Origin of the sequence: Mesorhizobium sp. NPDC059054, from assembly GCF_042739215.1 — a bacterium.
Classification (GTDB): domain Bacteria; phylum Pseudomonadota; class Alphaproteobacteria; order Rhizobiales; family Rhizobiaceae; genus Mesorhizobium.
Genome location: NZ_JBHYHV010000002.1, coordinates 287140 through 300850, shown reverse-complemented (window position 1 = coordinate 300850; position 13711 = coordinate 287140). Strand labels below are relative to the sequence as shown.

Sequence of the window (13711 nt, the reverse complement as noted above, 5' to 3'; positions counted from 1 at the left end):
GCGGCCGCGTTCAGCGCGCGGTTGACCAGGCGAACCAGAGTGCAACCGCTGCCAGCAGCAGAGACAAGATCTTCCTGACGGGCTTTTCCTTGCTCGGATCATTCAGAGCTGGTTCAAGCGAACCAGCCAACCCGACAATCACCAGATGGACCAGCGTCGCAACGACCACATACATCACCGTCAACATCAGCGCCTGCCATACAGGATCGAGCGCCGGGTCGATAAAGGTTGGCAGAACGGAAACGTAAAATACGCCCGCTTTGGGATTGAGCAGATTGGTGATCAGGCCCCGTTTGAAATAACGGCCTCGATCGACCGCCACGTTTGAAACGATGTCCGTGCCCTTGGTCCATCCTTCCCATGCCAGGTAGAGCATGAAAATGACGCCCGACCACCGCAGCACCTCGTAGAGCACCTTTGACGCGTGGATGAGTTCGGCCACTCCCAGGGCCGCCACCAAGCCGATGATCGCCAAACCAAGCGCGATACCCGACAGAATGGCTATGCCGGCCTTCCTTCCATCCGCGGCCGACACCAGAGCAAGATAGGTCATGTTGGGCCCTGGGGTCAGTTCAACCAGCAACGCCATGACCAGGAATGGCGCCGTCATCGGTGGTAAGATCTGAGACAGTTCCACTACGAAATCACACACCGCAAAGGGTTCGAGCACGCAAATTCGTACACCAAGGGCATTGGAATGCACCAGATTGCTTGAGGAAAATAGACTTGGACGCCTGTCGTTTGAACGACCGGCACCATGCTTGCTTCTATCGCGGCAACTCCGCGGCCACCTCGCGCAGCGTCTGCATCAGCAGGCCCAGCCCCAGCGTCGGTTGCTGGTCGGCTCGGATGGTGAGACCGACCGGCCCTTTGGTTTCGCTGGTGTCGATCGGTAGCGCGGCCAGAACGCCATCCTCGATGTCGGCAGCCACCACGCCTTCGGAGATCACCCAGACAGCGTCGTTCGAACGCACGAACGCGCGGCCAAAGGCATGCGATACCGTTTCGATCTGGGTCGGCCAGTTCGGCACGCCATGAGCGATCAGCAGCCGCTCGACAAAGGGCCGGATGATCGACGTGCGTGTCGGCATCAGCGCGACGTAACGGGTGAGATCGGCGAAATCGAAGGCACCGCGGCCCAGGAGCGGATGGCCGGCGCGCACCACGAAACGCACCTCTTCCGAGTAGAGATGTTCGAACGAAAGACCGGTCATCTGCTCGGGCGCCGCCAGGCGTCCGACGACGATATCGAGATCGCCGATGCGCAACTGGCCGAGCAGCACAGCGTTCTCGCCGGTGACGATCTTGACGCGGCTGCTTGTGTTCTCACCGAGGAACAGCGCCATGGCGCGCGGCATGATGCGCGTGGAGACCGTCGGCAACGCTCCGATCCGGACCGGCTCACCATGGCCCAACCGATCCGCGGCGATGGAATCCACGCCCTGCCGCAGTGCCGAGATCGCGGCACCGGCGTGACGCAGGAACACTTCCCCGAGCCGGGTGACGCGGATGCCGCGACCGTCGCGCTCCAGCACGCGCACGCCGAGCGCGTCCTCCAGTTCGCGGATGGTCTTGGTCACCGCCGGCTGGCTGACATGCAGCATTTCGGCCGCCTTCATCACGCTTTTCTGGCGCGAGACCTCGACGAATGTCTGCAGATGTCGGAACTTGATGCGCTGATCGATCATACCGCCCATAACCTGCGAGTTAACAGACTGGCGCAATTTATTATTTTACTTAACCAAACGAAAGGGCAACAACAGAAGAGGAGGCGTGCATGCGACTGACACGGATCAACGATATCGTCCTGCACCACCGCCTGACGGGCGCGCCGTCCGACGGCCCCGTCGTCGTCTTCATCAATTCGCTCGGCACCGACTTCCGCATATGGGATGAGACCGTGGCTCGCCTGGCTGGCGAATGCGCGACGCTGGTCTATGACAAGCGCGGTCACGGCCTTTCGGATCTCGGCGATGCCCGGCCAGGCATCGCCCCCCATGCCGCGGACCTTGCTGCCCTGCTCGATCATCTCGCCATCAAGCGCGCCGTCATCTGCGGGCTTTCGATCGGCGGCCTCATCGCGCTTCAGCTCTACGCCGCCCGCCCAGATCTCGTGCAGGCCATGATCCTGAGCGACACCGCCCACAAGATCGGCACCGCGCAATCGTGGAAAGAGCGCATCGAGATTGCTGAAACCAAGGGCATCGCCGCTTTTGCCGACGGTGTGATGGAAAAGTGGTTCACGCCGGCCTTTCATACCGGACGCGCCGACGAACTCGCCGGCTATCGCAACATGCTGATCCGCCAGCCGGTCGCCGGCTACGTCGCAGCCTGCAACGCCCTTGCCAGTGCCGATTTGACGGAAACCGCTCAGGGAGCGTCGGTACCTGCCCTCTGCATCGTTGGCGACCAGGATGGCTCGACGCCGCCGGCACTCGTTCGATCCCTCGCCGATCTCGTGCCCGGCGCGCGTTATGAAGTCATCGAAGGTGCGGGCCACATCCCTTGCGTCGAGCAGCCCGAAATCTTCACCGCGCTGGTCAGTGCCTTCATCCGCTCGCAATCTTTGGGAAGCTGACATGGCCGATGGCGAAACGATGTCGGAGCGCTATCGGCAGGGGATAAAAACCCGTCGCGCGGTACTGGGTGATGCCCATGTCGACAAGGCGGAACTTGCCGCCACCGATTTCGACCGGCCCTTCCAGGAACTGATCACCGAAGCGGCCTGGGGCACGGTGTGGGCGCGCCCCACCTGGACGGCGCGCGAGCGCTCCATCGTCACCATCGCGCTGCTCGCGGCCCTCGGGCATGACGAGGAAGTGGCCATGCATGTGCGCGCCACCGCCAACACCGGGGCAACGCGCGAGGACATCACCGAGGCCATGCTGCATGTCGCGATCTATGCCGGCGTACCGGCGGCCAACCGTGCGATCCGCATCGCCAAGCAGGTGTACGATGCGCTCGACGGCGAAAGGGAGGCCTGACCATGACGGACCACAAGCCCGACACCGGCGCCTTCTTTACGCGCGACCGCACCTGGCACCCGCCGGCCTACACGCCGGACTACAAGACCTCGGTGCTGCGCTCGCCGCAACGGGCGCTTCTGGCGCTGGACGGCACGCTGTCCGAAATCACCGGCCCGGTCTTCGGCCATGCGATCCTCGGCGAACTGGACAATGACCTCATCCACAATTTCGCCAAGCCAGGCGAATCGGCGATCGGCGAGCGCATCATCGTGCACGGCCGTGTCCTGGACGAAAACGGGCGCGCTGTGCCGGGGGCGCTGATCGAAGTGTGGCAGGCCAATGCCGGTGGTCGCTATCGCCACAAGAAGGAAGGCTATCTCGCGGCGCTCGATTCCAATTTCGGCGGCTGCGGCCGCTGCATCACCGACGAGAACGGCAACTACCGTTTCCGCACGGTGAAGCCCGGCCCCTACCCCTGGCCGAATGGCCCCAACGACTGGCGCCCCGCGCATATCCATTTTTCGGTATTCGGCCGTGGTTTCAGCCAGCGGCTGATCACACAGATGTATTTCGAGGGTGACCCGCTGATCTGGCGTTGCCCGATCGTGCGTACCATTCCCGACCGGCGCGCCGTGGAATTGCTGATCGCGCCGCTCGACATGGCCAATACCATTCCCATGGACGCGCGCGCATACAAGTTCGACATCGTCCTGCGCGGCAGACGCTCGACGCTCTTTGAAAACCGCCTGGACGGCAACTAGGGCGTGAACCCATGAAGATCGAAATGGCACCTGAAACGGCAACGAGCTCAAGACCGTAATGACGCAGGATCTCACCTATCTGAAGGAGACCGCTTCGCAGACTGCCGGCCCGTATGTGCATATCGGACTGACACCGAATGCCTCAGGCATCACGGGTGTCTATCCGGCCGACCTCGGTACAGCGATGGTGAACGATCGCACCAGGGGCACGCGGATCACCATCCGTGGCCGCGTCGTCGACGGCGGTGGCGCATCGTTGCGCGATGGCCTGGTCGAGATTTGGCAAGCGGATGCAAACGGCCTCTACAACAGCCCAGGCGAACCGCGCGGGCGGGCCGATCCCGATTTTACCGGCTGGGGACGTTGCGCGTGCGACGGAGACGACGGCGAATTCGTCTTCCACACCATCAAGCCTGGCCGCGTACCATTCAAGGACGGGCGGTTGATGGCGCCACACATCACCTTCTGGATCGTGGCGCGCGGCATCAATTTTGGCCTGCACACGCGCATGTATTTCCCGGAGGAAGCGCACGCGAATGCCGAAGATCCACTACTTCTGCGTCTCGAGCATCGCGACCGGGTGACAACGCTGATCGCGCAGGCCGATGGCAACGACAGCTACCGGTTTGACATTCATCTGCAGGGCGAGCGGGAAACCGTCTTCCTGGATATCTGAGCCCGATGAGTGTTTGCCCTTTCGATCATCCTGTCCTTGGCGGCCTTCTGGGCGACGAAGAGGTCGCCGGCTATTTTTCCGTCGAAGCGGAAATGAAGGCGATGCTTGCTTTCGAAGCCGCGCTGGCTTCCGCCGAGGCAAAGGCCGGGTTGATACCCAAAGAGGCAGTAGCTGCCATCACTAACGCCATCTCCGCCTTCGGGCCCGACATCGACCGTCTGCGCATCGCGGTCTCGGTGGACGGCGTTGCTGTGCCGGAGCTGGTACGGCAGCTGCGCGAAGCAGTTGGCGGCAAAACGGCGTCTTATGTCCATTTCGGCGTCACCAGCCAGGACGTCATCGATAGCGGCCTGATGCTGCGCCTGAAACCGGTGCTTGCCATCGTCGAGCAGCGGCTCGCCGTTTTCCTGCGCGCGCTCGGCGACCTTGAAAAACGCGACGGTGAGCATGCCCTGATGGCCGCAACGCGCATGCAACCTGCAATCCCGATCAAGGCAAGCGACCGCATCGAGGGCTGGCATGGACCGTCTCAACGCAATCTGGAGCGGCTGCGCACATGGATGGAGGACGGGCTGGCGCTGCAGTTTGGCGGTGCGGCCGGAACACTCGACAAGCTTGGCGGCAAGGCGAACGCGGTGCGCACTGCGCTTGCCAGCGAACTCGGACTGACCGATCAGCCACAATGGCACAGCCAGCGCGACCGCATCGCCGACCTCGCTTCCATCCTGTCGCTGATTTCCGGAAGCCTCGGTAAATTCGGCCAGGACATCGCTCTCATGGCGCTGGCAGGGGACGCGATCGAACTCGCCGGCGGCGGCGGCTCCTCGGCCATGCCGCACAAGCAGAACCCTGTCTTGGCCGAGGTGCTGGTGACGCTGGCCCGCTTCAACGCCACCCAGCTTGCAGGCATGCATGGCGCTCTGGTGCACGAACAGGAGCGGTCGGGTGCCGCCTGGACGCTGGAATGGATGATCCTGCCGCAGATGATCATCGCCACAGCGACCGCTACAAGGCGAGCCACCGAGCTTGTCGCCAACATCCGGCGTTTGGGGACGGAGGGATAGCCGAACCCAGGTAGGCAGTGCTCAGACCGCGAGGTGCTTCACGATGTCGGAGCGTCCGATCCCGGCACGCGGCCCGGTGAGCACGCACCGGCCGTGATCCATGACCAGGTAGTGGTCGGCGATCAGTTCGGCGAAGGACAGGTTCTGTTCCACGACGATGAAGGCCGTGCCGCCCGCTTTCCTGCCGTTGATCATGTCGGCCATGCGCTGGATATTTTCCCACTGCACGCCTTCGGTCGGCTCGTCGAGCACGACGGCCGGCTGGTCTTCCGCCAGCCCACGCGTGAAGGATAACAGCTTCTTCTCGCCTCCCGACAACGTTCCGGCCCGCTGCGCCAGCCGCCTCTCCAGAACCGGGAAAAGATCGAAGAACGACCGGTAGCCATCCAGCCGACCATCCTTGGTCATCAGCGCCAGATTGTCCGACACGCTCAGATCGTCGAACACCGGCCGTTCCTGCGGACAGTAGCTGACTCCAAGCCCTCTGCGTGTTTCCGGCGCCATCGAGCCCGCCCTGCGCCCGCTGATCGTCACCACCCCTGACCGGCACGGCAGATAGCCGAGCAAGAGTTTGAGGAGTGTCGACTTGCCGACGCCATTGCGGCCGACGACGCACAGCACCTGGCCTGCAGCAACCTCGCCACTGAGTTCCTGCACGACGTTCAGGGAGCCGTAGCCGCCCGAAACGTTGCTGAAGCTGATCGGGGTCATTTCTGACCTCCGACGTAGACGGCCTGCACGGCCGGATTGGCTTGGATGTCGGCGACGCTTCCTTCAGCCAGCAAAGCACCATTGTGGAACACCATCACGCGATCAGCGATCCTGCGCACCAGCGCCATGTCATGCTCGATGATGATGACTGCGTTGCCGAGCCGCTCCGCCGCCCAGCGGATGACGTCTACGGCGCGGGAAGTCTCGTCGGCCGAAAGGCCGGCGCACGGCTCATCCAGCAGCAGGATGCGCGGCTGCACGGCAAGCGCCATGGCGAGTTCGAGGATCTGGCGCTCCCCATGTGAAAGGTCACTCGCCGGTGCCTCTTCTTTGCCCAGAAAGGTATAGCGCGCAGCCAATTCGCCGATGATCGGGCTCGACCAGCGACGGAGCGAAGGCTTCAGCAGATCGAGCGGTCGCGCTGCGTCGCTCCATAGCGCAATCGCCAGATTGTCGCCGATCGACAACTGAGGAAACACGCTCGGCGCCTGCAGCTTGCGGGCGAAACCCAGCCGCGCCACCCGGTAAGGTGCCTGATTGGTGATGTCGAGCGCGCCCAGCTTCACACTGCCGGCGCTGGCCGGCAATTCGCCGGTGATCAGGTTGAAAGTAGAGGTCTTGCCTGCACCGTTGGGGCCGATGACACAGGCCACGCCCTTCGGCGGAAACGCGACAGTCAGATCGTTCAGGATGTTGATGCCGCCGGCGCTGACCCGTGCCGCCTCGATCGTCAAAGGTTCCTGTGCTGCAACCTCAGCCCGCGCTGGAGCCTCGATCCTCGCCCTTTGGCGAGCTCTGTCGAAACTGCGGCGCAGGCGGTCCGTCACCGGCGTGAACAGCCCGATCACGCCTTGCGGGAAGACGAGCACGACCAGCATGAAGAAGCCGGCCATGATGGCTTCCCAATAGGGAACGCCGTCCCGCATTTCCGCCGTCATCGACCCGACCAGCAAGGTGCCCAGCACCGGCCCGTAAAGCCGGCCGCGCCCGCCGACCGCCGTCCAGACCAGGAGCTCAGCGGAGAAAGCGAAGCCGACGACCTGGGGCGAAACCAGGCCTTGCTGTGGCGCGTACAGCGCGCCGGCAAGGCCGGCAAAAAAGCCGGATACAGCGAAGGCGATCGCCTTGTAGCGATGCGGATTGAAACCGAACAAGGCGACACGGCGCTCGTTCTGGGCAATCGCCCGCCACAGGACGCCGAGCGGCGCGCGATAAAGCCAGGATGCGAGCGCCAACACGATGACGAGCGCCACCGCGGCGAGGTAATAATTGGCATGGAAATCGTCGATGCCCGGAAGGCTCGGAATACCGGCGAGACCGTTGAAGCCTCCCGTCACGGAATTCCAGTTGCTGGCGATCTGGAATGCCAGCATGGAAAGCGCCAGCGTGATCAACGAGAAGAACGGCCCGCTGCCGCCATCGCGACGAAACACCATCAAGCCGATCAGCAATGCCAGAACGCCACTTGCAAGAGCCGCGAGAGGCAGGAGCAGATAAATCAGGTAACTGCCCGGCATCGCCTTCAGCAGGATCGCTGAGAGATAGGCCGAAATGCCGAAGAACATGGCCTGTCCAAGCGGCAGGAAGCCTGCCTGTCCCCAGCACAGCCCCAGCCCGACGGCGACCATCGCGTAAAGGTAGTAGAGGCCGAGCTGATAGGTCCAGTAGTCGCCCACCGCGAACGGCAGGACAAGCAGGGCTACAAGCGTGCCGAGATTAGCCATGCGCGAACAACCCGCGCGGCTTCAACCAGAGGAACAGGATCGCCACCACCAGAACGGTGAAATAGGCCTGCGTGCTGCCGAACAGCGCCGACATCACGCTGTCCAGGCCACCGATGACGCCGGTGCCGGCGACTACTCCCAGCACGCTGCCCAGCCCGCCGACAACCAGCACGAAGAATGATTTGATGACGTAGTCCAGCCCGAGATAGGGATGCACCGGCACCAGCGGCGCCACCATGACGCCGGCCAGGCCGGCAAGGCAGGAGCCGACGACGAAAGTGGTTGTGGCGAGCCGCTTGACCGGCATGCCGAGTGCACGTGCCAGGTCCGGATTTTCGACCATCGCCCTGATCTTGAGCCCTGCCCGGCTGGTTCCATACCAGGCGAACAGCGCCCCAATGATCGCGATGCAGATGACGATCAGCACCAGCCGATAGGTCGGATAGTCGGTGCCGAACAATGTCGTAGTGCCGACAAGCGGAACGGCGACGCTGTTAAAACCGAGTCCGAACCCGGCTTCCGCCAATTTGCGCAGGAGCAGGCTCAGTCCCCAGGTCGCCACAAGCGTATCGAAGGGACGGCGGTAGAGTGGACGGATCAAAAGCATCTCGACCACCAGCCCGACGCCACCGCAGACGACGAGCGCCAGCGGTACCGCCAGTAGGAAGGGCACGCCGGCGCGGTCGATAACCAGAGCACAGAACGCGCCCATCATGACGAATTCGCCATGTGCCAGATTCAGCACGCCGAGCATGCCGAAGGTGATCGCCAGCCCCAGCGCGATCATCGCCAGCGTCGTCACGCCGAAAAGGATGTTCAACAGTTGCGTGACGATCAGCGGATCCACGGCCCCTCCCCCAATTCTGTCACCAACTCACACCGGACAGGATTGGCCGCTGGCAACCTTTTCGAAGGTCTTGACGACCTCGAATTCGGTGCCCTTGCACAGCGCGAGATACATGTCCTTGTCGACATGGCGTCCCGTCATCGTCGCGGTACCGCCGGCCGTGGCGAAGGTGAGACCTTGCGAAGCTGCCGCGACGGCTCCGGCCTCCGTCGAGCCCGCCTTGTCGACAAGCGCTTTGGCGCAATGCACGCCGGCATAAGCGTCTGCACCCAGCGTCGAAAGCTGAGGCACCTTGTCGCCGAATTTCGCCTTCATCGCGGCCTTGAACTTCTGGTTGGCCTCGGAGCCCACATTGGCGAAGTAGGCCATGCAGGAATAGAGATTGCCGCTGCTCTCGATGCCAATGCCCTGCAGCGTGTTTTCCTCAAGAAGGAAGGCCAACCGGGCAATCTCCTTGTCGAGACCGAATGAAGCGAAGGCGCGGTTGAAATTGACGTTGTCGGCGCCGATCACGGTGATCAGAACAACATCGGGTTTCGCGCCCTTGATGCGCGTGACGATCTCCTCGAAGCGGTTCGGCGCACCGAGCGGGACGTACTCTTCCCCTGCAATCGTGCCGCCGCCGGCGCTGATATAGGACTTTGCGGCTTCGTTGGAATTGCGTGCCCAGACATAGTCGTTGCCGATCATGTAGAAGGTCTTGGCGCCTTTTTCCTTCATCATGAATTCGATCGATGGTTTGATCTGCTGTGGTGGCGTCTCGCCGAGGCAATAGACATTGGCCGTGCAGTCGCCGCCTTCGTAGACCGGCGTGTAGATGTAGGGAACCTTGCCCTTCACCGTTGCCTCGACCGCCTGGCGCACCGCACTGTCATGCGACCCGATCACGAGGTCGACCTTTTCTTCCAGCATCAAACGCACGACCGATTTCGCCACCTCGGCGGGAGCGGCCCCGGCATCGGTCGGGATCAGCTTGATCTTGCGGCCAAGGACGCCGCCGCCGGCATTGACTTCGTCCGCCGCCAGTTCTGCGCAGCCCTGGTTCGACGGGCCGAATAATGCCGCAGGTCCAGACAGCGGAATGAGCAATCCGATCTTGAATTCGCCCTCCGCCGCAATGGCACGGCGCAAAGCGCCCGGGACGATGCCGGCAGCCAGTGCACCAGCCGTGCCGGCCAGCATGGTGCGGCGATTGATGATCATGAATGGTGGCATGTTTTCCCCTCTTCTTGTTGCTTGTCGTTAGGCGTGTTCGATGATTGCCGCCTTGAGCACCGGCGCAGGAAGCATTGGAAACAGCGCCTCCATCGACGCAGCGATCGACAGCAGCGCCCGGTCGGTTCCAGGCAGGCCGTCCAGAGCCAGCCCGATCGGCAGTCCTTGACCCGTCAGCCCGACAGGCAGGTTGATGCCCGGCAGGCCGGCGACGCTGCCCGGATCGGTGTTGCGGATGAAGGTTGAAAAGGTCGGCACCCGCCGACCGTTGAGTTCGACGTCAACATCCTCGCCGATCGGGCGAGCGGGCAGTGGCGTCGTCGGGAAGACCAGAGCGTCGATGCCATGGGCAGCGAAATGATCGCGATAGGCCCGGATCAGGCGCGGTCGATGAACATCCATCGCTTCTCGATAATGAGCTTCCGGAACCATGCTGGCCGGATCGCTGATCAGGCGCATGATTCCTTGCACATCCGGGCTGGCGGCTTTTTCGACGATGTCGGAGAAATGCGCCGAAGCGCCGCTTTCCTTGAGATAGGCTGCGATGTCCCGGCCAGGCTCGTAGAAGGCAATGATGCTGGCCGCCGCATTGAGCGCGGCAATATCGGGAATATCGGCTTCGATGAGTGATACGCCGGCGGCCTTCAACAAATTCAGCGCATCCTGGCAGATCCGTTCCGTTTCAGGGTCGAGATCTTCCCAGAAATAGCCGCGCGGCACGCCAAGCCTCAGTCCAGCCAACGGTCGCTCGACAAATTCGCCTCTGCTGCCCGTGACCACGCGGTCCATCAGCTCGAGATCGGTGACGCAGCGCGCCATTGGTCCTGGCGTGTCGCGTGTCGACGAGATCGGTACGATGCGGCTTGCCGACCAGCGACCGGCGGTGGGGCGCATCGAAGTGATGCCGCAGAGAGCCGCCGGCACGCGCACCGATCCACCGGTGTCGGTGCCGATGCCTCCTGGGGTTAGGCGTGCCGCACAGGAGGCACCGGCACCGCCCGATGACCCGCCAGGGATCATCAGGAGGTCATAGGGATTTCGGATCGCACCGGAGAAGGAATTGTTGTTGGTGATACCGAAGGCCAGCTCATGCATGCCGGTTCGGCCGAGAAAAATAGCCCCGGCATCGCGCAGCGCCGCCGCCACCGGCGCATCCTTCTTTGGGCGATGACCGGAAAGTCCGGGCGTGCCGGCGCTGCATTCCTGGCCGGCAACGTCGATATTGTCCTTCATACCGACCGGCACGCCGGCGAGTGGACCGAGTGTCTGACCACGGCCACGCGCCTGGTCGACCGCGCGAGCGACACCCAGCGCGGCTTCCGCGTCGATCGACACGAAGGCGTTGAGGTACGTATAGGCTGTATTGCGATCGATGAACGTCTCGACGAGATGCTCGGCTGTCACCTCGCCCTCGCGAACGGCTTTTGCCGCAGCCGCAACGCCGAGCTCGTGCAATTCGGCCATCCAGTCCTCCTCACCCGATCGGGCGAAGTGGATGCTAGAGGCGCAAATCAGGCACGTGTATCAGCAGAAATGCGGATGTGCCCTGGAGCATGATCCCGAAAAGTTGCAGACTTTTCGTACAAAGGTCATGCGGCAAAACAAAAAGACAGAGCGGAATACCGACTCAGCTTGATCGCATTCCGCTCTGAATCAATTGTCGAAGCGGGAAACGGTGGCGGCCAGTTCCGCGCGGTTGGCGCAGCCGCGCTTTTCCATCGCGCGCGAGAGATGCGTGCGCACCGTGGCGAAACCGATGCCGAGCAGACGGGCGATATCGCGGTCGGTACACCCGCGCGCCACCAAAACGGCGACATCGCGCTCGCGCGGCGTGAGATCATCGCCGATCAGCGTGGCGCGCAACAGTGCTCGCCGCAGGAACGGCTCGAGCATGTCGAGCAGCACCACGTCGCGCTCCTCGAACTCCGGCCGCGCCTTGGCGCGCCAGATGCGCAGGTCGCCGAGATCCTTGCCGTTGTCGAAGACGAACAGGTTGATGCCGTGATGCATGCCGTCGCGGGAAAGGAAATCGTTGAAGAATTCGGTGTGCTCGAGCCTTCGGTGCGGGATGACGAGTTCCACCGGCGTTGCGCGTTTGCGCGCCCGCAGCTGCTGCGTCATCGGATCGCGGAACTGGAACCAGTCATCATAGGCTTTGAGATTGGCCTCACTCATGCGGTAGGCGCGCGAGCGCTCGAAAATCCCCTTGCCGTCGTTCCAGACATAGGAAGCGCCGAAATCCGAGCGCGCCAGCCGAATGATGTCGGCCAGAACGTCGCCGCGCGCATCGGCACCTGGACCGACACGTTCCAGCCGCGCGACGATATCGCCATACAGGCGGATTTCGTCGGACGTGATGTCCCTCAGCACAACGCCCATGACCCGCTCCTCCCCAGCAACAGGCTCATGGAAGGCGACTATAATAAGCTATTGGGCCCTGTCCACAGCACTGGGCTGACGAAAGCGCTTCTTCTGCGAGAAGCCATGATGCCGCCGCATCGAACCGGCAATCGTCATTAGCAACTGGTCGTTAGCCGCCACTAGGCAAAGCCCGGTACACGACATTCAGAAAATAACGCATGCCGATCGGCACGATGTCATCGTCGAAGACGAAACGATCACCGTGCAGCCCCTGGCCGGGGCCGACATCGCCTGCGCCGATCCAGGCATAGGCACCGTTGCCGACACCGCGCAGCAGGAAGGCGAAGTCCTCGCAGCCCATGCTGGGCTGGAAATCGGTGCTGACACGCTCGGTTCCGACCGTATCCTGTCCGGCAAGAGCCGCCAGCCCGGCGCCGTCAGCCGGATTGATCACCGGCGGATAACCCCGCTTGTAGTTCAGATCGGCCACCACGCCATGCATGGCCGCAACGGCCTGCGCGACCCGCTCGATCTCCGCCGCACAGTGGTCCGACAGGCCCGGATCGTAGAAACGGCAAGTGCCCTCGACCTTGGCTTCCGTCGGCACGAAATTGTTGAAACGCCCGCCATGGATCTGCGTGACCGAAAGAACGGCAGCCGCAAGCGGATCGATACTGCGGCTGACCACGCGCTGCACCGCGGTGATGAAGCTGGCCGCTGCCAGCACCGGATCATCGCCCAGATGCGGCATCGCCGCATGGCAGCCGCTACCGTGGAAGCGGATCTCGAAATCGTCGACCGCCGCCATTTGAGGGCCGCTCAACACGCCGATCTGGCCTTTGGGAAAGCCCGGCCAATTGTGGATGGCAAACACCTTCTCGACCGGGAAGCGCTTCAGCAGCCCGTCCTCGATCATCTTCTTGCCGCCGCCGACCACCTCTTCGGCCGGCTGGAAGATGAAGACGACCGTGCCATCGAAATCCCCGCTTTCGGCCAGCAGTTTCGCGGTGCCCAGCAAGATCGCAGTGTGGCCGTCATGGCCGCAGGCATGCATGACACCGTGGTTCTTCGACGCGTAGTCGACATCGGCCGCCTCCTCGATCGGCAACGCATCGAGTTCGGCGCGCAGCGCGATCGCCCGTTTGCTGTTTCCCTTGGTGAGTGTAGCGACGACCGCGGTCTGGCTGACATCGGCATGCACGGCGAGACCGAACTCGGATAGTTTTGCAGCGACGAACGCGGCGGTCTGACGTTCGGCAAAACCGAGTTCAGGATTGGCATGGATGTGCTTGCGCCAGGCAATGACCTCGGGCGCGATTTCGGCAACTCTATCGTTGGTGGGCATGATGATCTCGCGGTTCGCTTTTCTCAGGATGGCAGCGACCC

Annotated in this window: 14 protein-coding genes; 5 read left to right on the top strand and 9 right to left on the bottom strand. The window is 62.8% G+C overall.

All coding sequences use genetic code 11. From position 1 onward, the window contains the following. Window positions 1–10 precede the first annotated feature (10 nt). Entirely contained in the window at window positions 11–670 is a 660-nt protein-coding gene (locus tag ACFWXH_RS09285) for a LysE family translocator (RefSeq protein WP_379119513.1), read from the bottom strand. Between the two features lie 97 nt (window positions 671–767). Then, window positions 768–1688, bottom strand: coding sequence for a pca operon transcription factor PcaQ (gene pcaQ / locus ACFWXH_RS09280; protein WP_379119511.1), 921 nt, complete (start codon window positions 1686–1688; stop codon window positions 768–770). Between the two features lie 89 nt (window positions 1689–1777). On the opposite strand from pcaQ, the gene pcaD reads away from it, so the two are divergent. The 5 genes from pcaD to ACFWXH_RS09255 are packed head-to-tail and all read left to right on the top strand — an operon-like array spanning window position 1778 to window position 5467. After that, window positions 1778–2578 carry a 3-oxoadipate enol-lactonase gene (pcaD, locus tag ACFWXH_RS09275; RefSeq protein WP_379119509.1) on the top strand — a complete coding sequence of 267 codons (801 nt, stop codon included), beginning with the start codon at window positions 1778–1780 and terminating at the stop codon, window positions 2576–2578. A 1-nt stretch (window position 2579) separates the two neighbouring features. Then, the gene (pcaC, locus tag ACFWXH_RS09270) at window positions 2580–2984 is read left to right on the top strand and encodes a 4-carboxymuconolactone decarboxylase (protein WP_379119507.1); all 405 of its coding nucleotides are present in this window, start codon (window positions 2580–2582) and stop codon (window positions 2982–2984) included. Between the two features lie 2 nt (window positions 2985–2986). Next, window positions 2987–3727: a protocatechuate 3,4-dioxygenase subunit beta gene (gene pcaH / locus ACFWXH_RS09265; protein WP_379119505.1), complete on the top strand. Its 741-nt coding sequence runs from the start codon at window positions 2987–2989 to the stop codon at window positions 3725–3727. Between the two features lie 58 nt (window positions 3728–3785). After that, window positions 3786–4403: a protocatechuate 3,4-dioxygenase subunit alpha gene (pcaG, locus tag ACFWXH_RS09260; protein WP_379119502.1), complete on the top strand. Its 618-nt coding sequence runs from the start codon at window positions 3786–3788 to the stop codon at window positions 4401–4403. A 5-nt stretch (window positions 4404–4408) separates the two neighbouring features. Beyond that, window positions 4409–5467: a 3-carboxy-cis,cis-muconate cycloisomerase gene (locus tag ACFWXH_RS09255; protein WP_379119500.1), complete on the top strand. Its 1059-nt coding sequence runs from the start codon at window positions 4409–4411 to the stop codon at window positions 5465–5467. Between the two features lie 21 nt (window positions 5468–5488). Here the strand turns inward: ACFWXH_RS09255 and ACFWXH_RS09250 are convergent, their stop codons facing one another. The 7 genes from ACFWXH_RS09250 to ACFWXH_RS09220 all read right to left on the bottom strand — a co-directional run bounded on the left by ACFWXH_RS09250 (window position 5489) and on the right by ACFWXH_RS09220 (window position 13670). Further along, window positions 5489–6178 carry an ATP-binding cassette domain-containing protein gene (locus tag ACFWXH_RS09250; protein WP_379119498.1) on the bottom strand — a complete coding sequence of 230 codons (690 nt, stop codon included), beginning with the start codon at window positions 6176–6178 and terminating at the stop codon, window positions 5489–5491. Continuing rightward, window positions 6175–7902, bottom strand: coding sequence for an ATP-binding cassette domain-containing protein (locus ACFWXH_RS09245; protein WP_379119496.1), 1728 nt, complete (start codon window positions 7900–7902; stop codon window positions 6175–6177). Before ACFWXH_RS09245 ends, ACFWXH_RS09250 begins: the two co-directional genes overlap by 4 nt. Beyond that, on the bottom strand, window positions 7895–8749 hold the full coding sequence (locus ACFWXH_RS09240; RefSeq protein ID WP_379119494.1) for a branched-chain amino acid ABC transporter permease: 855 nt from the start codon (window positions 8747–8749) through the stop codon (window positions 7895–7897). Before ACFWXH_RS09240 ends, ACFWXH_RS09245 begins: the two co-directional genes overlap by 8 nt. A gap of 27 nt (window positions 8750–8776) precedes the next feature. Continuing rightward, window positions 8777–9964 carry a substrate-binding domain-containing protein gene (locus ACFWXH_RS09235; RefSeq protein WP_379119492.1) on the bottom strand — a complete coding sequence of 396 codons (1188 nt, stop codon included), beginning with the start codon at window positions 9962–9964 and terminating at the stop codon, window positions 8777–8779. Between the two features lie 27 nt (window positions 9965–9991). Next, window positions 9992–11428 (bottom strand): indoleacetamide hydrolase, encoded by a 1437-nt coding sequence (iaaH, locus tag ACFWXH_RS09230; protein WP_379119490.1) that lies wholly within the window; start codon window positions 11426–11428, stop codon window positions 9992–9994. Between the two features lie 189 nt (window positions 11429–11617). After that, entirely contained in the window at window positions 11618–12343 is a 726-nt protein-coding gene (locus ACFWXH_RS09225; protein ID WP_379119488.1) for a LuxR C-terminal-related transcriptional regulator, read from the bottom strand. 151 nt (window positions 12344–12494) lie between these two features. Then, window positions 12495–13670 (bottom strand): amidohydrolase, encoded by a 1176-nt coding sequence (locus ACFWXH_RS09220; RefSeq protein ID WP_379119486.1) that lies wholly within the window; start codon window positions 13668–13670, stop codon window positions 12495–12497. Window positions 13671–13711: the final 41 nt, after the last annotated feature.